General features: G+C 52.5%; 16 protein-coding genes. 8 read left to right on the forward strand and 8 right to left on the reverse strand.

What is annotated here, in order from left to right:
• Window positions 1-31: 31 nt before the first annotated feature.
• The 3 genes from BM123_RS00700 to BM123_RS00710 all read right to left on the reverse strand — a co-directional run bounded on the left by BM123_RS00700 (window position 32) and on the right by BM123_RS00710 (window position 4,667).
• Window positions 32-1,342: a TolC family protein gene (locus tag BM123_RS00700; protein WP_175489206.1), complete on the reverse strand. Its 1,311-nt coding sequence runs from the start codon at window positions 1,340-1,342 to the stop codon at window positions 32-34.
• A gap of 161 nt (window positions 1,343-1,503) precedes the next feature.
• A complete protein-coding gene (locus tag BM123_RS00705; protein ID WP_245748371.1) occupies window positions 1,504-2,892 on the reverse strand; it encodes an HlyD family secretion protein in 1,389 nt (462 codons plus the stop codon).
• An 80-nt stretch (window positions 2,893-2,972) separates the two neighbouring features.
• A complete protein-coding gene (locus BM123_RS00710; RefSeq protein WP_245748372.1) occupies window positions 2,973-4,667 on the reverse strand; it encodes a peptidase domain-containing ABC transporter in 1,695 nt (564 codons plus the stop codon).
• 245 nt (window positions 4,668-4,912) lie between these two features.
• Here BM123_RS00710 and BM123_RS00715 point away from each other — a divergent pair, with 245 nt between their 5' ends.
• The gene (locus BM123_RS00715) at window positions 4,913-5,533 is read left to right on the forward strand and encodes a porin family protein (protein WP_090164884.1); all 621 of its coding nucleotides are present in this window, start codon (window positions 4,913-4,915) and stop codon (window positions 5,531-5,533) included.
• An 8-nt stretch (window positions 5,534-5,541) separates the two neighbouring features.
• On the opposite strand, the gene BM123_RS00720 is transcribed toward BM123_RS00715, so the two are convergent.
• Window positions 5,542-7,029: a GH3 auxin-responsive promoter family protein gene (locus tag BM123_RS00720; protein ID WP_090164885.1), complete on the reverse strand. Its 1,488-nt coding sequence runs from the start codon at window positions 7,027-7,029 to the stop codon at window positions 5,542-5,544.
• 103 nt (window positions 7,030-7,132) lie between these two features.
• Window positions 7,133-8,068 carry a lytic transglycosylase domain-containing protein gene (locus BM123_RS00725; RefSeq protein ID WP_090164886.1) on the reverse strand — a complete coding sequence of 312 codons (936 nt, stop codon included), beginning with the start codon at window positions 8,066-8,068 and terminating at the stop codon, window positions 7,133-7,135.
• 166 nt (window positions 8,069-8,234) lie between these two features.
• Here BM123_RS00725 and BM123_RS00730 point away from each other — a divergent pair, with 166 nt between their 5' ends.
• Window positions 8,235-8,837: an RNA polymerase sigma factor gene (locus BM123_RS00730; protein WP_090164887.1), complete on the forward strand. Its 603-nt coding sequence runs from the start codon at window positions 8,235-8,237 to the stop codon at window positions 8,835-8,837.
• Window positions 8,838-8,843: 6 nt separating this feature from the next.
• The gene (locus BM123_RS00735; RefSeq protein WP_090164888.1) at window positions 8,844-9,650 is read left to right on the forward strand and encodes an anti-sigma factor; all 807 of its coding nucleotides are present in this window, start codon (window positions 8,844-8,846) and stop codon (window positions 9,648-9,650) included.
• A gap of 106 nt (window positions 9,651-9,756) precedes the next feature.
• Here the strand turns inward: BM123_RS00735 and BM123_RS00740 are convergent, their stop codons facing one another.
• Window positions 9,757-10,230 (reverse strand): DUF2452 domain-containing protein, encoded by a 474-nt coding sequence (locus tag BM123_RS00740; RefSeq protein ID WP_090164889.1) that lies wholly within the window; start codon window positions 10,228-10,230, stop codon window positions 9,757-9,759.
• 100 nt (window positions 10,231-10,330) lie between these two features.
• Between BM123_RS00740 and arfB the strand changes: the two genes are divergently transcribed.
• Window positions 10,331-10,768, forward strand: coding sequence for an alternative ribosome rescue aminoacyl-tRNA hydrolase ArfB (gene arfB, locus BM123_RS00745; RefSeq protein ID WP_090164890.1), 438 nt, complete (start codon window positions 10,331-10,333; stop codon window positions 10,766-10,768).
• A gap of 256 nt (window positions 10,769-11,024) precedes the next feature.
• Here arfB and BM123_RS00750 read toward each other — a convergent pair whose 3' ends face one another.
• Window positions 11,025-11,702: a GDSL-type esterase/lipase family protein gene (locus BM123_RS00750; RefSeq protein WP_217642074.1), complete on the reverse strand. Its 678-nt coding sequence runs from the start codon at window positions 11,700-11,702 to the stop codon at window positions 11,025-11,027.
• 121 nt (window positions 11,703-11,823) lie between these two features.
• Between BM123_RS00750 and coaE the strand changes: the two genes are divergently transcribed.
• From coaE to BM123_RS00770, 4 genes are all read left to right on the forward strand, one after another.
• A complete protein-coding gene (gene coaE, locus BM123_RS00755; protein ID WP_090164891.1) occupies window positions 11,824-12,408 on the forward strand; it encodes a dephospho-CoA kinase in 585 nt (194 codons plus the stop codon).
• 78 nt (window positions 12,409-12,486) lie between these two features.
• Window positions 12,487-13,626, forward strand: coding sequence for an LOG family protein (locus BM123_RS00760; protein WP_090164892.1), 1,140 nt, complete (start codon window positions 12,487-12,489; stop codon window positions 13,624-13,626).
• 10 nt (window positions 13,627-13,636) lie between these two features.
• A complete protein-coding gene (locus tag BM123_RS23790; protein WP_139211708.1) occupies window positions 13,637-14,395 on the forward strand; it encodes a hypothetical protein in 759 nt (252 codons plus the stop codon).
• A 104-nt stretch (window positions 14,396-14,499) separates the two neighbouring features.
• On the forward strand, window positions 14,500-16,890 hold the full coding sequence (locus tag BM123_RS00770) for a choice-of-anchor B family protein (protein ID WP_175489207.1): 2,391 nt from the start codon (window positions 14,500-14,502) through the stop codon (window positions 16,888-16,890).
• 96 nt (window positions 16,891-16,986) lie between these two features.
• Here the strand turns inward: BM123_RS00770 and mnmH are convergent, their stop codons facing one another.
• Complete coding sequence (mnmH, locus tag BM123_RS00775; RefSeq protein WP_090164895.1) at window positions 16,987-18,018, reverse strand: tRNA 2-selenouridine(34) synthase MnmH; 1,032 nt, start codon at window positions 18,016-18,018, stop codon at window positions 16,987-16,989.
• Window positions 18,019-18,087 lie beyond the last annotated feature (69 nt).

The following is an 18,087-nucleotide window of genomic DNA, read 5'->3' on the forward strand; positions in this document are numbered from 1 at the left end:
TTCGTTAGCCAGCAGATGGCTAAGGCCATCGCTACCACTCCGCGATCAAATACCGCAGCGTAACCACCGCCTTATTCCGCGAGAAGCGCAGCTTCTCCAGATTCAACAGGGCCTTCTGGAAGTTCTGCTGTCGGGCGTTGAGCAAAAACTGGGTACTTTCTCCCAGGGAGAATAACTCCTGTTCGGCTTCCAGCAAGCGACGCGACTGATCGGCGAGCTGCCCGGCGGCGGAAAGTTGCTGGTTGTAGGCGGCGATGGCGTCCTGGTAGGCAGCTGACTTCTGTTCCAGCGACTGGGTTTTAGCGGAGAGCTTCGCGGCTCCTTCCCGGATTTTCAGCTCTGCCTCCTGCACCCCGCCGCGGGCTTTACGGTTGAAGATGGGATAGCTGGCTTTAGCACCGACTTTGAAAGCACGGTCCAGCAGACCGCCGTTTTGATCATCGCCTGCCGGCAGGTCGAAGCCGTCACCCAGGAGGTAGTAACTTACGTCCAGGGTGGGTTTGAGCATTTCGCGCTTGAGGCGTTCCTGAAGCTGGTAATCATTGACGGTCAGGCGGGCCTCCTGCAATTCCGGGTGAGTGGCCGCCCAATTCCCCGTAGGGATAACCATCAGCCATTCGGGGCGCAGGCCATTAGGGATGTCCGTAAACTCCAGCGGCCAGTAGAGTTCGCTCAGGGATCGACGGGCCAGATCAGCATCTACCTGTGCCTGACGGGTCGCCTGCCGCTGGGTGTTGAGGTAAACGCTGGCTTCGAGCGTATCTACGGCGGCTTTGTCTCCCTGCTGAAAGAGACCCCGGGTGTTTTCCAGGTAGACGTTGATCAGTTCTTCGGTCTCCTGATTGATGGCTACTGCCCGCTCAGCGTAGAGCCAGGCGGCGTAGCGGGTGGCCAGGTCGTAGCGCAGTTCATTACGGATCACGTCGGCCATTGCCTGCTGTCTGTCCATTGCCAGCATCCCGCGTTCGCGCCCAATTCTGGCGGCATCCGTAATCAGCCCCTGCAGCAAGGGGAGTTTGACCGCTAAATAAGCCTGCCCGTTGGCAGGAACCGTTCGCTCGTCGTTCAGGTAGGTTCCCCGGGCAAATTGGTAGCCACCGGCAATTTTCACGGCATAAGGGCTTTGCCATTCCACTCCGGCTTCACCATAGTTGAAGTACTCGGTACTCTTGAATTCCTTCAGATCATAAGTGCCGGACAGCTTCGGATCAAAAGCTCCCCGGGCCTGCAACAGGGCCGCCTCGCCCCGTTCTGCCACGGCATCCGCTAACTCCCCCATGGGATGATTAGCTTCTGCCCAGGCGAGCATTTCCTCCAGGGAAATTGCTTTTTGGGCTTTCATCCCGACCGGAGAAATGACCAGCAGAATCAGGAACAGCCATATTTTTTGGCTCCGGGCAACCCACACCCTGCAACCTGCACCCCACAACCTGCAACCTGCACCCTGCACCCTGCAACCCGCAACCTGCACCCTGCAACCCGCCCCCCGCAACTTTCGCTCCATCATTTGATTACATTTTTCACCGGCGCTTTCATTTTAAGCCCCTTTTCTGCTTCCTTTACGTAGCGATCGTCCTGATAATAATCTGGCGGGAAAGCGTTCAGCTGCCTCCATAGTTCGTACCAAACGGGAACATTTCCCAGCAGGACAATTCCTTCGGCGCCGGAGCCGGGCCGCAGGACGGCCGGCCAGTCCCGTCCGTCATCACTTGGGCGAACCAGCACCCGGTACCGCCCTTTGCTGTCAATGATATTATCGATGGCAACGATTCTACCGACGAAGGTGCCGTAGCTAAGTCCCGGCCAACCACTAAAGTTGACCGCCGGCCAACCATCGAAGAGAAAGCGAACTTCCTGCCCCTGACGCACAAGCGGCAGGTTAAAGGGATCAACGAATATCTCAACTGCCGAAACAAAATTGGCGGGTAAGAGACTAATGATCGCTTCTCCTTCTTTGATGGTTTCCCCAATCCCTGGAGTTAATATCCGGGCAACAACACCGGCCTGTGGCGCCAGAATGTATTGAAAGCCCTGCCGGATCCGGTAGTTCGTTTCCTGGGTTTCCAGCTTGGCCACCTCACCGATGCTTCCGTAATAAGCCGTCAGTGCGCTCTGTCGGTCGCTTTCTGCTTTAGCAATTTTGTTAGCGTAGGTTGGTCCAACGGCTTCAATGGCTATCTGAGATTGCTCAACGTCTGTTTTTGCCTGATCGAGCTTGTTTTGGATGGCCGTTAATTTCGCCGCAGCTTCCTGCGCCTTTAGCCGCTTGGCTTCCAGGTCGGTCAGTGGCTTGAGGCCTTTCTGGTAAAGGCTATCCGCTCGCAGGAGCTGGTAATCAGCAATGGCAACCTGGGTTCGCTGTTGGGCAAGATCTGCTTCGTAGGTAGTAACGTAGAGACGGCTTTGCTCCAGTTTATTTCGGGTGGTTCTTTCTTTGAGGTCACGTTCCTGGCGCAGGCTGCTGATTTGTTGCGCCAGCGCACTCGCTTTAGCCAGATAGCCATCGGCACTGCTGGCTTTTGATTCCCGGGTAGTGGCCGTTCTGGCAACAATGTCCGGATCCATGTATTCCGGCTTGATTTCACTCATTCTCGCGATGGTATCGCCTACGGCGACCGTGTCTCCTTCAAAAACGAACCACTGCTCGATTCTGCCCGGGATAGTAGCGTGGATGGTTTGGGGCCTGCTGGCAGGATCGAGGGCGGTGACGGTGCCCTTGGCCCGGAAATTCTGCGTCCAGGGAAGGAAAAGGATAATGAACCCAATGATGGCCAGGGCGAGCATCCAGCGGCGGAACATACGTTGACCAATGGGTAGACTCACCCGGGTAAGTGCAGAAAGATCCATTCCACTTACGTCATTCAAAACACGTTCGGGAGATAAATTCAGCATTCTTCTGGGGGGTTAAGTTTTCCGGGCGCGGGGCCGCGGGTGCAAGGTTTTGTTGGGAAGAGCAGCGAGGAGGACTATTGCTACCGGGGGGGATTCGAGTGGTTCCAGACTTCGGCAATTTCGGGGAGGTTACAGAGGAATTCTGCCGTATCATCATGTAAAATTCTCCCCTTCCGCATAACTAAGACCCGATTACAGGCTTCCGCTACGACGGGATCATTGCTAACGATGACTAAGGTCCACGGCTGTTTTTTATCCGTTAGTTCCTTGATGATCTTCATACGGATCGAAGGCTCCAGTTGCTCCAGCAAACTACCCAGAACCAGCAAGCGGGGCTTGCGGACGATAGCCCGGGCCAGCAACAGCCGTACCCGCACTGACTTAGGAACGTTCTGCCCTTCTGCCACCAGTTCGAATTCATATCCGTCTTCCTGTTCAGAGACCCAATTGGAGAGATTAGATAGCTCCAGCGCCCATTTGATGTCCTGGAATTTTACGTCCGGGTGGCCCAGGCAGATATTGTCGTTGAGGCTACCGGGGAAAATGCTTTCATCGGGGCTGTAGTCACCAATATTACGCCGCAGGCTCTCCATTTCCAGATTACCTACCGGGACTCCGTTGAAGTTGATCATCCCTTCACAGTCGAAGCGAAGCCCCGTCAGCAGTTTTACCAGAGTTGACCGTCCGGAGCGGTTATAACCAGCAATACACACGCGGTCATTAGCTTTCAGGCTCAGGTTTAAGTTCTGGAGCGCAGGCCTGCCGTTGGTGATATAATTGAAGGTGATATCGGTCAGATCAACAGACATTCCCTCTCCGGTGTCAATAGTTTCGAAACGCAGATCACCACCTCGCTCCAGCGGCAGGTCAGTTACTGAGCTGAGTTTTTCAATACCCGTCAGGGTATCGTACACCACATCAAGAGTAAAGATCAGCTTCTCCGCAGAGCTTACAATCGACAGAATAACGATTTCTGCCGCAACGAATTGGCCGATATTGATCTGATTTTCGATAACCAGCCAGCCTCCCAACAACAGAAAACTGGAGGTAATCAGGGCCTGAATTACAATCAAACCACCGTAGTGAAACAGCAGGACGCGAAAATGAGAGGCACGTGCGTCCAGGTAGCCGGTTAGTAAAGTGTTTGTTTTGCGCATCGTTAATCGCTCCCCACCAGCTAACTTGAAGGTATTGTTCGTACGGGCGATATCTTCCAGCCAGCCAGCCACTTTGTATTTGTATTTACTCTCCGTGAGGCTGGTCTGTAATCCGCGGGGAGCAATGGCACGAATCACTAAAAAAAGTAACAGACAGAGCACGAGGCCAAACAGCGCGAAAAAGGGATTGTAGAGAGAGACCAGAATCAAACCAAAGAGAATCTGCATAACGGCCCCACTGAGATCCAGCAATATTTTGGGTAAGCCTTTTTGTATCGTGAGAGTGTCAAAGAATCGATTGACCAACTCTGGAGGGTAGTGCTCCTGTAAGGCTTCCAGCTTTATCCGGGGCAGTCGGTAGGCAAACTCTAAGGCCGCCCGGGTAAAAACCCGGCGTTGCAGGGCTTCCGCAACAACATATTGCATCACCTTTAGTACCCCCACCAGCACCGTTGCCCCGGCAACAACCATTACCAACAGGACGAGTGAAGCATTAAGCGTTCCACCGGCAATAATGTTGATGATTGCCTGAACACCCAACGGAGCAACAAGGGCTAACAAGCCAATCATTACCGCATAGAGGTAGATATAGCTTATTTCTTTCCGGTCAGGTTTCAACAGTCTGAAGAATCGCCGCAAAGGGTGTATCTGTGAGTTCACCATAGTTTTTCATTCGCTGATGATAGTAATACTTTTAAGGTCGAATTGTTTGCTCGCACGGTGCTTTTTTTAATCCATGATCCCTTCGTTACTCGGATAGTGGATTTGACAACAGACCGAACATGTTTTTTTCCCTTCCGTTCTTTCTACCAAACAACAAGGTGGCATAAAAAAAACTGCCATCCGTTAAACATCAATTTTTTATGAGAAGTTATCTACTTTTTGCGATCGCATTTTCTTGTTTCATTTCTTCGCTTTCTGCTCAGCATTTTGGTCTGCGGGTTGGTGCAAATGCAACTGATGCAACCTTTGATCTGGATAGCCGCGAAATTGAGACGGAAGGAGAAACCAATTTGATGCTTGGTATTTTTGTCGACCTCCCACTGGTTACTGACCTGATCAGCATACAGCCGGAAATCAATTACCTCAATCGAGGCTACAGTACCAACTTCGATGTTGGCGCGCTCAGTTTCAGCCGGACACTGGCGTACATTGACCTCGGGGGCATCGTTAAACTAAACCTGGGCGCAGACGATGGTCTCGGCTTTTATCTTGGCGCCGGCCCGATGTACAGCTATGCCGTTTCCGGTACGGTAACCGAAGTAGGCGGAGAGCGGGATGTGGATTTTGACGGGGATCGGCTTAACCGGGGAGAGTTACAGTTTGCCGGTGTTGCGGGTTTGACCTACAACTTCGGTCTACGTTTCTTTGTGGAGGGGCGTTATAATGGCAGTCTGTCTGACCAATCCGATCTGGACAATTCAGAAATCCGCCAGCGATCAATTGGCATCAACGGTGGCATAATGATTCCGCTCGGCAATTAAGCTTACACTCAGGCCAGCCCCAGCTTATCCGCAATTTTCCGGTCATTGCTCAAACGGGGGACTTTGTTCTGCCCACCGAGCTTACCCTGGCTTTTCATGTAATCGCGGAATGCGCCGGGAGCAGTTGGACGCACCACCAGCGGGCGAAGAATCCCGCCCGTAATCAGATCCTTGTAGTAGATGTTCTGTTTTATCAACGCCTCATCGAGGTCTGCTGCAAAAGCAGTGGGGTCCGCTGGTGGGCTGGCGTATTCCACAAACCACTCATGGTAAGGCAGACCACCCTCCGGCGGGGTAACCTGCGGGGCAACGGTAAACTCTGTTACCTCTACCCCATGTTTAGCTACGGCAATACGCATGGCGTCTTCCACTTCCTTACCGATCACGTGCTCGCCGAAGGCGGAGATGAAGTGTTTGATCCGGCCGGTTACTTTCAGCCGGAAAGGGTTCAGACTGACAAACTCAACCGTGTCACCAATGTTATAGCCCCACAGGCCGGCATTGGTATTGAGGAGGATAGCGTAATTAACGCCCGTTTCCACCTGCCCCAGACTCAGCCGGGTAGGTCGTTCATCAAAAATTTCTCCGGCGGGTACAAACTCAAAAAAGATACCGCTGTCCGAATTAAGCAGTAAGCCTTCTTCGGTCTGGCTATCCTGAAAGGCAATGAAGCCTTCACTTGCCGGGTAGGTTTCCACGCTGGGGATGCGGCCACCGACCAGGGCTTCGAGACTCTTCCGGTAGGGCTCGAAGTTTACTCCACCGTAAACAAACATCTCCAGATTGGGGAATAACTCCAGAATAGTGTCTTTGCCGCTTCGGGCCAGCAGACGTTCGTAATACATCTGCACCCAGGGCGGAATACCCGAAATCAGGCGCATATCAGCGTTGATGGTTTCGTCTACGATTCGCTCAAGCTTCGTTTCCCAGTCTTCGATGCAGTTTGTTTCGTAGGATGGTAGCTGATTGGTCCGCAACCAGGCGGGTACCTGATGATTAACGATGCCCGATAGACGGCCGGTCAGAATTCCGTTCGTGTCGCTCATTTCCGGACTACCGCTGAGGAAGATCATTTTACCGTCGAGCCATTTACTCTTACCGGTTTCGGAGATGTAGCTAAAAAGTGCGTTACGCGCCGTTCCAAAATGGTTCGGAATACTCTGCCTGGTGAGCGGGATAAATTTCACCCCACTGGTCGTGCCGCTGGTCTTGGCAAAGTATTTGGGTTTACCGACCCAGCTGATGTTGGATTCTCCGTCGCGAATACGGTCTGCGTAGGGCCGGAAAGCTTCGTAATCAACGATGGGGACACGGGCCTTGAAATCCTCATAAGTCCGGATACCCGCAAAGTCATGGTCCCGGCCGAAGGCTGTGTCCCTGGCCGTCCGGACTAAATCGAGCATGATTTCTTCCTGCGACAGTACCGCCCGCTCGGCGGCCTTACGAACCTTGCGGCGAACGTAATGAGCGTAGGGTTTGAGGAGCGTTGACTTCATGGATTGCTTGACATCAGATTCGGGAGGCGAAGGTAATTATTGTGAAGACAATGAGCAGACGTTACCTTGCCCCTAACCTTTCCTTGCACCTGCGTCAGCGCCTCTACATCTCATCCGGTATACGGATATCGTAGCTATTGCCCGAGCGGATGGGCAACGCGCCACTCACCAACCAGGGGTTGTACAATTTCAGCATGCGATAACTGGTTCCCTGTTCCTTCGCGAAGTCGCCAAGGTTAGCAATACTCTCTGAAACTGTCACCGTACGGTACCGGTCAAGTGCCGGATAAGACTCATTCGCTCCGATCTCATAGCCAAAGGCTCCCGGGTCTTGCAAAATGGTTTTTAAGGCCACGATCCTAAACAGGTAGGCCATGGTTTCACTGTTGATGTCCAGATCAAATACCGTTTCGGCCCGCTGCCGCTCGCGCCATTTTCGCACATTAGGGCCACCCATATTATAAGCCGCTGCTACCCAGCGCCAGTCACCAAACTCCCGATGATACTCTTTCAGATACTGGCAGGCAGCCCGGGTGGCTTTCTCCAGGTGAAAGCGTTCGTCTACCTGCTCATTGATCTCCAGACCGAAGTGCTTTCCGGTAGGCGTCATAAATTGCCAGACTCCCTTGGCACCGGCAACACTGGTGGCTTCTGACAGGCCACTTTCGGCAACTGCTAAATATTTCAGATCATCAGGCACGCCTTCTTCCGCCAAAATCGGTTCAATAATGGGGAAATAGCGGGCACGCCGCTTCAGCAACAGAATGGTATTACGATGAAAGTAAGCATTCCGCAAAAGCTCCTGATCGAGGCGTTCGCGCACGTCAAAATTATCCATCGGCAATTCCTCTCCCGCAAAAGTGAAGGGGCCGCTCAGGTCAACAGAGCGAACGCGCTGTGGCAATTGGGCTGAATTGTCACTCACCGAACTGGTCCGGGAAGAATCATCAACCGGTGATGCTTTGTCAGAGCTGAGCAGGAAGAGCCAGGCCGTCAGAAATACGATACCGATACCAAGGCCAGTTAGAAGATGCTTCATTGGGATGTGGGATTAATTTGTGCAAGATAAACCGTTTCCAGAGAAGAGAAATTTCTTTTCGCCGAACTTCTCCTCTTATTTATTAGATTTGTCACCACAATTAGCCCTGGACCTCAGCAAAATTTTAGTAGTGTCTTCTTAGTTTTTTTTATCCTTCTTCAATACCATGGCTATTAAAAGTAAATCAGATGAGCGTCAGGAAATTGTCCTCCGGTTGCTACGGCAACGGGATGAAGAAGGTATGCGACTATTGTTCCATCACTACTCAGGAGCGTTACTGTCCATTATTCAGCCAATAATCAATCAACAGGAAACGTCTGAAGAAGTATTACACGATACACTTTTAAAGATCTGGACCAATATAGATTCCTACGACGCTGGCAAAAGCCGCTTCTTTACCTGGATGGCCCGAATTGCCCGAAATGCAGCCATTGATAAGATCCGTTCGAAGAGTTTCCGTAAGAATAGAAAAACCGATGTTATTGATGACGTCGTAAGTAAACGTGAGGAGCTTAGTCAGACTCCCTCAACGGACCATATCGGAGTAGTAAAGTTATTGGATCAACTCGATGAACAACATCGGGCCATCATCCTGTTGCTTTACCTCAAAGATTATACGCAATCAGAGGCTGCCAAAGAACTTGGTATCCCTCTTGGCACGGTAAAAACCAGAGCGCGCCGTGCTATCCAGCAACTACGCCAGCACCTTGGTGGTGAAGCGACCTGGTTGCTATTGATTACCTTACTTTCCAACCATCCTCATACCTAAGCGAACGTGGATATTAAGCAATACATAAGCTCCGGCATATTAGAACTATATGTTCTGGGCCGACTACCACCCGAAGAAACGCGGGAGGTAGAAGCCAATGCCGCTGACTATCCTGAGATCAGGGAGGAGATTGAACAGATTGAACTAACGCTGGAAGGTATGGCCATGGCCATGGCTCCGGAGGTATCTCCTGAGCTTCTTGACCGGGTTTTGGAAGACCTTCCGAGAGGCTCCACTCCGAAGCCACCTCCGTCTTCGGGAGGCTCCGATACCAAAACAACTTCAGCGGGTGGTTTCCCGCGCATCCTCCCCTGGCTGCTAGCCCTTGCTGGCTTACTGGGCATACTGTATTACTACTTCACTCATTCCGCCCTCACCGCCGAGAAGGAAAAGCTCGAAGAGCAAATGCAAATGCTGAAACAGGAATGCGAGGAAACGGAGAACATTTTGCTGGCCTCCGAGCAGCGACTGCGGGATCTCACCAACCCCGCCACCCAAAACATCATCCTGGCGGGCACAGAATCCCATCCTGATAACGGAGCTGTCGTTTTTTACAATACGGCTACCAATAAGGCTTTTTTCACGCCCAGCAACCTGCCTCCTCCGCCAGCGGGAAAGCAATACCAGCTTTGGGCTATCGATGCAGATGGGCCAAAAGACCTCGGCGTTCTGGCACTTGACATTAGCGCTGACGACATCATCGAAGTTGATTTTCTCCCTGGCGTAGCTGCCTTCGCCATTACACTCGAAGACGAAGGTGGTAAACCAGCGCCTGATCTGACCCAACTACGGGTGATTGGTAATGTGGGGTAAGGTAGTCTGGCAGGCTCCGCACGTTGGAGGCTTTGGAGGCCAAATAAAAACCTCCTGCTTTGCCGCCTGTAAGCTCCGAAATGCGTCAGCCCACAAAATAACCAGACTATCCCACGTCTTCGCGTCGCACCAGAATATCCCAGGTGTGATCAGCCAGTAGCTTAATGGTCGCCACAAAGGCGAAAGGAATTTTCGGGCCCCATTCTTCCGGAGAAACGAGGCTCAGAACGTTGGTGCCATCTTTGCGGGTATACAGATGGTAGGTTCTGCCAACGATGGGGTCAATTCCCATTTCTGCCTCGTAGATTCTTTCGGAGATAGTCATGCGATTTTGAATCTCATTGGCTTGGCGGGCGAGTAATTCTATCTGAGCTTTGATCTGATCGAGCTGCATATCCGTCTGCTCATACATAGCAGACATAGCCAGCCCAACCACCTTACCCTGGTCCATAGGTTTGATGGAAGCGCCACCACGTTCATGGGCATAGGGCAACAAATGCGGGTTTTCCGCAATCTTTTCACCATCAATGGGGTTGATGATGCTCTCCTCCAGTGTAGGTTTTTTATCCTTATCGGCCATATTAATTCATAACCGCCGATGGCCGGAATGGTTTTACAAGAAGTGCATAAGCAGCATTTTCTGGCGCTGGCGCAGGTGCAAAGAACGTTAAAGAACAGCCATGGAAGCCCTACCTTTAAGCCAAGACCCGATGACGATGAACTGGGAACAAATCCTTCAGGAAACGGAAAAACGCACCTCCCGCGCCAGCGGCGCGGGCGGCCAGCACGTAAACAAGACGGAAAGCCGGGTCGAGATCGTCTTCAACGTCACCACCAGCGAAGCGCTCAGCGCCCGGCAAAAGCGACACCTCCGCCACCATCTCGGTCGCAGAATCGATAGCCAGGGGCGGATTTCCGTCGTTGATCAGTCTGACCGTAGCCAGCACGTCAACAACAAACGTGCTTTGGCACGATTACGCAAGCTGTTGGAAAAAGGTATTCGTCCGATTCCAAAAAAGCATAAGGGCAAAGCCTTTGTTGCCAACAAAAAGAAGCGCTTAGACCGGAAGAAGCGGCGGTCGGAGATTAAGGCGGGACGAAGTAAGAAGTGGGGATAGAGAGAAAGGACGTAAAGGGAAAAAGGAGTGAAGGGCTAAGGCCGGCCTCTTTTGGTATGGGAGCTTGCCCTGGGGTGTTTCCTTTATTGAGCTACAGGCGTGGCGAGTTCTGTGAGCCAGCTCGTCAGAGCTTTGTAGCACAGGTCTGGGGTTCGATTCGCGGCTGCCTACGGCGGTTAGCCCAAATATGGCCCCAACAATCCGTCCCTGCTCAACTCCTATAGACGGACCCCTAGGGCTTACCCAGGGTTGTCGTTTACCGCAAGGCCTCCAACACCAGCTCACCCATAATGGCGTAAGCTTTCATGGTAGGGTGAACACCGTCTTTAGCCAGGTCAGTATCCATGCCATTTTCGTCATTCTTCAGCGCTGAATGATAGTCTATGTAGGTCAGGCCTCTTTCTTTAGCCAACACCTTCAGCGCTTCATTGAGCGCTACAATTTCAGCTGACCGATCCCCAAGTTTAGGCCGCCAGCTAAATTGAGTAGCGGGTAAAACAGAGGCGACAATGGCTTCAATCCCGTTTTTCTCCGCCAGGTCAATCATCGACTCAATATTACCAAGAGTAAATGCCTGATCGTAGGGCCCCGTGTTCTCGGCAATATCGTTGGTTCCAATATGAATGATCACGGTGGCAGGTTTCAGGTCGATTACATCCTGCCGGAAACGGACCAATAGCTGAGGAGATGTTTGCCCGCTGATACCACGACCAACAAGGTTGTTATCCTCAAAAAAAGCTGCATCCCGGACCGCCCAGGCGTCCGTAATTGAATTCCCCAGGAGTACAACCCGGCCGTCAACGTTGACATCAAGTTTTGCATTGGCTGACTTATAGCGATTCAATCCGCCATAATCCGGGGCGGGGGCTTCTTTGTTCTGCCCAATACAGGGTAGTGTAATCAGGGCCAGTAGAAATGTCAGTAGCTGCTTCAAGGTTGCCTCGTTTTGTTTTGGTTTGCTAAATGTAAGGCCAGCGATTACTTTCGGACTAATCCATTTGAGAGTTTAACCGTTTAACTTCTTACATCCATTACTCCCTTCTCCCTTACTCCCCATGCACTACGCCCTTACCGGAAACATCGGCTCTGGAAAATCTACCGTTGCCCGCGAATTTGAGCGGCTTGGCATTCCCGTTTACTACGCGGATGCTGCGGCGAAGCGGTTGATGCTCGAAGACCAGGAACTGCGCGCGGGCTTGAAGGCTGCCTTCGGCGAAGAGACCTATTTACCGGACGGTAGCCTTAACCGCAGCTGGTTGGCAGAGAAGGCTTTTTCGGACGATGAGCAGTTGCGGCGGTTAAATGGCCTGGTCCACCCGGCCGTCCACCGGGATGCCGCCGCCTGGCGGCGGGCCAACGAGACGGCGCCCTACACACTCTACGAAGCCGCCATTGTACTGGAGCTTGGCCGGCAGGCTGATTTTGCCGGCGTTATTGTTGTTGCCTGTCCGGAATCCATTCGGCGCCAGCGGGTTATTCAACGAGACCATACAACTGCTGCGGCCTTCGAGGCCCGCGCCGCCAAGCAGTGGACAGACGATAAAAAAGAAGCCGCTGCCGATTACCTCATTAAAAACAATGGCTACGAATTACTTTTGCCGCAAGTTTTACACTTACACCAGCAGTTGCTTACCCGATAGTAGCTTTTACGCGGTGTGACTTCGCCGACTGCTTTGAGTCTTACTCTCGCAGTAGCTGATAATTAATCATTCGACCTGATGCCAACAAAATTTACCGGAGACGCTTGTCCCATCATCCGTACCATCGATGAGCTTTGGCTCTTAAGCGGACTAAAAGACCTGACGGACACCACCGTTGTCGACATTGACCTGACGGAGGTGAAGGTAAAATGGGAGGACATCAAAATTGACTGCACTACCCTCTTTATCGGTTGTACTCTGTCACTCGAAACGGAGTTGGCCCTGCGTGCCAGAGAGGCCAACTTCCTGCATGTCCCTAAAGTATTACCCTTTCGCCCAATACGCCGCAATCTATACACCTGGCGCGAACTGATGGAGGGCTATAGCCCTGAGCAGGACAATAGCGCAGACCTTAAAATCTACGAACATTTTGAGTTTGGCAAACGATGCCCGAGCATTAACGAAGCGCTTTGGCAACGTCTTCATGACTTCAGCATTGACGAGGGTCTTCGGCGTTTGTTAGATTTTAGCCCAAGCGGTTTACCCAAAAGAAAGGTCGTTGGTTTTATGGGAGGCCACAGCACTGCCCGAACCACAGAAGATTACCGCCGGAGCCTGCTCACGGCCAAGCTATTGACGGAGGCCGGCTATTTTGTTGTTTCCGGTGGCGGGCCGGGCATTATGGAAGCCGCCAACCTTGGCGCCTACCTTGCTGGCAGAAGTGACGAGGACATTAACTGGGTATTAGCAACACTTTCGAAGGCCCCGACTTACAAAGATAAGGGCTTTCAGGAGGCCGCTTACGCTATTCTTGATCGCTTTCCTGACGGTGCGGAGAGTCTGGCTATTCCTACCTGGTTTTATGGCCACGAGCCCAGTAACCTGTTTGCCACTTACATTGCCAAATACTTCAGTAACAGCATCCGGGAAGATACGTTGCTGGCCATTGCGTTGTACGGAATTGTCTATGCTCCCGGCAGCGCCGGCACTACTCAGGAGATATTCATGGACGCTACCCAGAACCATTATGTCACCTTCGACTACGTCAGCCCGATGGTTTTCCTCGGTAAAAAACGGTACACCGAAGACACGCAGCTATTCCCGCTCATCGAACAATTGGCCGCTGGCCGGGATTACGCTAAATACCTCTACCTTACCGATGATCCAGCGCAAGTCGTTAGCTTTGTCGATGCCCACCCACCTTTGTTTGTTGAATAAACAACTTGTTATGCGTACGTTTTTGCTACTTCTGATGGCTGCTTGTTTTTGTAGCTGCTCCTTTTTTCAAAAGATCACGGGTAAGACGCCGGCGGCGTCTGAGGTGGTAGAAGCCCCCACGAACTTAGAAGGTCCGGCGTATGACCCGGCTACCAGTCCCAGGGTAATGACTTCCTCCACACCGCTGCCCACCGCAGCGGGCACGACGACAACTAATAGCGGACAGCCCGCGGCTTATGGTCAGGCACCATCAACAGCACCTGCCAGCGGGCAACCTGCCACCTATAGCCAACCCTCTGCAACACCAGTTAACGGTGGGCAACCAGAGGTCTACGGCCAGGCGGGCAATGCTCCTTCAACTTACTCTGCACCTGCGACTGCGCCCCAAACAGAGGCTAAAGGAGGTGCGGCCCCGACAGCTTACGGTAACACTACAACCATGGCGCCACCTACCGGAGAAGCGGCTGTATTAGCTGCCACCCTAAACGGGCTCTGGGTCAACAGCGTAGACCCCAACGAGGTCGTTGAATTCACGACCGATCATTATTCTACTTTTTACGAAGGGCAATTACTCATTCAGGAACCCATGGAATACCACGCCCGTTGCCCCGGGGATTGTGCAGATGGGCAGGAAATGGAGATCGCCTGTTTTACCATTACCGGCCCCGCCGGAACGGATTGCTATGGCATCATCCGGATGACTCCTGATGTTTTAGAACTCAGTATGCTGGGTGTGAGCACGGAAACAATAGTCTACCGGAAGAAATAAGCTTCAAGAAAGGTCTGCCAAACGTCTAACAAGGCTACCAATGAGGATATATGCGTGTGCGCAGGCCTACGTTACTATCTTCGCGATCCTACTCAAAAAACAACATGAAGCAACTACTATTGCTGGCCATTATGGCCTGCTCCGCCATTCTCTCTGCACAGCTCAATTCCACCCTTCGTTCTAATCTTGAATACGATGACGGTGTTAACGACATCTGGGGCTATGTTGCTCCTGATGGAACAGAGTATGCCATTGTTGGTGTACTCAATGGCGTCTCTTTTGTTAGCCTTGCCGACCCTGACAATCCTGTAGAAGTAGTTCGCGTACCCGGAGACCGCTCCGCATGGCGCGACATGAAGACCTATGGTGATTACGCCTACGTTGTAGCGGATCAGGGAGATGATGGCATCGTCGCCTATGACCTTCGTTTTTTGCCCGACAGCGTTCCTACTCGCCAGAACCGGTATCAGGTTCCCGGCTTTCCGCTGCAATTCGACCAGGCGCATAACATCTACATTGACGAAACAATTGGCCGTGCCTACACTGCTGGTGGTAGCCGACAGATCAATGACGGGGGAATCCTGATGTTCGACCTGACGGAAGACCCAATGTCGCCCGTTTACGTCGGTAAAGGGCCAGAAACTTACTCGCACGATGTATTCGTACTGGGTGACACCATGTACTGTTCCGAAATTTACGATGGTGAGTTAGCGATCTACGACATTTCAAACCTGGACAGTATCATCACCCTCGGGACGACCCTGACACCACTGGATTTTACACATAATGCCTGGACTACTGCCGACGGGCAGACCATCTTTACCACCGACGAACGGGCAAACGCTCCCGTAGCGGCCTATGACATCAGTGATAAAAAAGACATCAAGGAACTGTACCAGTTCCGGCCTTTAGAATCAATCAACAGAGGAGTCATTCCCCATAATGTACACGTCATTGATGACTATCTCTCCATCAGCTACTATACCGATGGCTTACGGGTAGCGGATGCCAGCAAGCCGGACAACATCATTGAAGTAGCCAACTACGACACCTGGCTCGGAGCTGACGGAGACTTCAATGGTGCCTGGGGAGCCTACCCTTTCCTGCCCAGTGGCCTGACGCTGGTATCTGACCGGCAATCTGGTCTTTTCGTAGTAGACGTTGACTACAAACGAGCCGCACGTCTGGAAGGCATTATCACTGACTTTGAGTTCGGTACCCCACTGAACAATGTAGACGTTTCTATTTCTGCGCCACAACTGAACAGCGGCACCACCGATGCCCTGGGACGCTATAAAACAGGACTGGCTAATGGCGGTACGTATGAGGTCACTTTTACCGCTGAAAACTACAATCCGCTTACGGTTGACGTAACCCTTGAAAACGGTGTTTGCACCATTTTAGACACTTTCATGGAAACAACCCTGCCACGCTTTAACCTGAAGGTGACCGTTATTGATGATGAGACGGAAGAGTTGATTTCCTCTTCTACAGTCCGACTTGTTAGTAACGAAGAGGATATGGTAAGCCAGACGGACATCAACGGGGAAGTCCGGGTCAACGGAGTCTTTGAAACCACCTTCGACCTCTACGTCGCAGAATGGGGCTATGAGACCGAGGAGCGTCTCAATATCTCTACCGAAGACTTACAGGATTTAGTCATTCGCCTCCGGCCAGGATTCATGGACGATTTCGTGACGGATGAAGGTTGGGAGGTTGTCTCAGGAGCTAACAGCGGTAACTGGGAAAGAGCCGTGCCACGAGGTACTTTCTTCGGGAATGAGCCCTTCAACCCTGGATTTGACGTTGATGGTGACATCGGCGCAGAAGCCTACGTGACGGGCAACCGTGGCACTGGTGCCGGTGATGACGACGTAGACGGTGATGCCACCATTCTTACCTCTCCGGTTTTTTACTCCCTGCCCGGCCAGGATTCCCTGCGGGTTAAATACCAGTATTGGTTTGCTAATGATGGAGGAGACACCCCGGAGAATGACACCCTGACCATCAGCATCAATAATAACGAAGAGACGGTTATCGTCCGTCAGTACACCGGAATTCAAAACGAATGGACGCAGGATTCTTTCCTGGTCGCTGATTACCTGAGAGAGAGCAGCCAGCTACGACTTATCGTCACCACCAGTGACTTTAGTTTTGCCGGCCACCTCGTGGAGGCTGGCTTCGACAACTTCCGCGCCTACGGGCGGTCCATTCCGGTGAATACCGACGATCTAAGCCTTTGTGCTGACTGTGATCAGGTACACATTTTCCCGAACCCGTCTAACAGCGAATTCCAGCTTACTATCGGCAGGAACCTCTCAGCGCCCAGCCTGCGGGTTCTGGACGCGCTTGGCCGCGTCGTGGAAAACAGAAAGCTCGCTGCGAATACCCGCGCCCTGACCTTCGGCCAGCAGTTACCTACCGGATTATACTTTGTTGAGATTCTCGACGGAGGTACCCGGGTGGAAACGAATAAGGTCATTAAGGAACAATAGCATCCTTTTGTTCATGCTTCCGCTGAGCCTTGCACCGCCTGGCTCGGCGGACGAATGAGGCTAACGGTTCAAATCCTCCCGTCGGGCGAGTAAATTCTAGCGACTGCCTCCGCCAGCCAATACCTGCTGCGCAATGGCATCCGGCACAGGAGAATCTGCCATTACCCGTGCAACGATGGTTCCTTTACGCCGCTCACCATAATGCTCATAGGCTTTATCGTAATACACCAGCGCGATCCTGGCCGCGGTGGCGTAGTCATTTGCCTCCAGAGCTTCCAGGGCTGCTTTCAGGTGTTGGCCGCCAAGACGCTTGCGAATGCGCTCAAAGCTCTGTCCCAGGTCTTCTTTAGGATAGGATCCATAGAGCTCAACCAGCCGGTCCACCCGCCAGTCCAGGGGCTGTTCCAGCACCACCACCGGAGCCGCAATCAGTCGGTCGTAAAACTCGTCTGGTTGATAAACATGACCAATTAGCCGGCTTTCATCCTCCACCCAAACCTGACTGCCTTCAGGGATAGCCCGGAGGGCGGCGAAGAGCTGATTTTCGAATTCTTCCGTCGTCGGCTGGGGTAATTCCCCGATGGCACCAAAGGCGGAGCCTTTGTGGTTGGCGAGCCCCTCCAGATCGATAACCTTAGCGCCCCGCTGACGCATGGCCAGCAGGACGGGCGTTTTCCCGGAGCCCGTAGGCCCGCTCAGTACGCTTAGTTGATGGCGGTCTTCGGCCAGGTACTGGCGAATGTAGTGTCGGGCAGCTTTGTACCCACCGGCCAGTTTCACCACTTCCATCCCGGCTCGTTCCAGCAGCCAGGCGACACTTCCGCTGCGCTGGCCGCCGCGCCAGCAGTGGACAACGACCCGATTGTCTGGTGCCAGTTGCCGGGCAAGTTCCACTAACTGACGCATTTTTCCGCCAGCAATGTCAAGCCCTTCCAACAGGGCCGCATCCGGTGATTCCTGCTTGTACAGGGTCCCGACCCTGGCCCGCTCTTCATCAGAGAATAATGGTAGAGACTGTGCTGCGGGTAGTTTGCCCGTGGCATACTCTCCCGGCGAGCGAACGTCCAGTAACACGTTGTTTTGCCACTTTGGGTCAGTAAAAAATTCTTCCGGAGTAATGGTTTGCATCTGGGAGCGAAGGTACGGTTAAGAGCGGGGACTGTTTTAATTTAAGCTGCTGCCCACCGGGTAATAAAA

It is taken from the genome of Neolewinella agarilytica (assembly GCF_900110645.1).
In the GTDB taxonomy this organism is placed as follows: Bacteria; Bacteroidota; Bacteroidia; order Chitinophagales; family Saprospiraceae; genus Neolewinella; species Neolewinella agarilytica.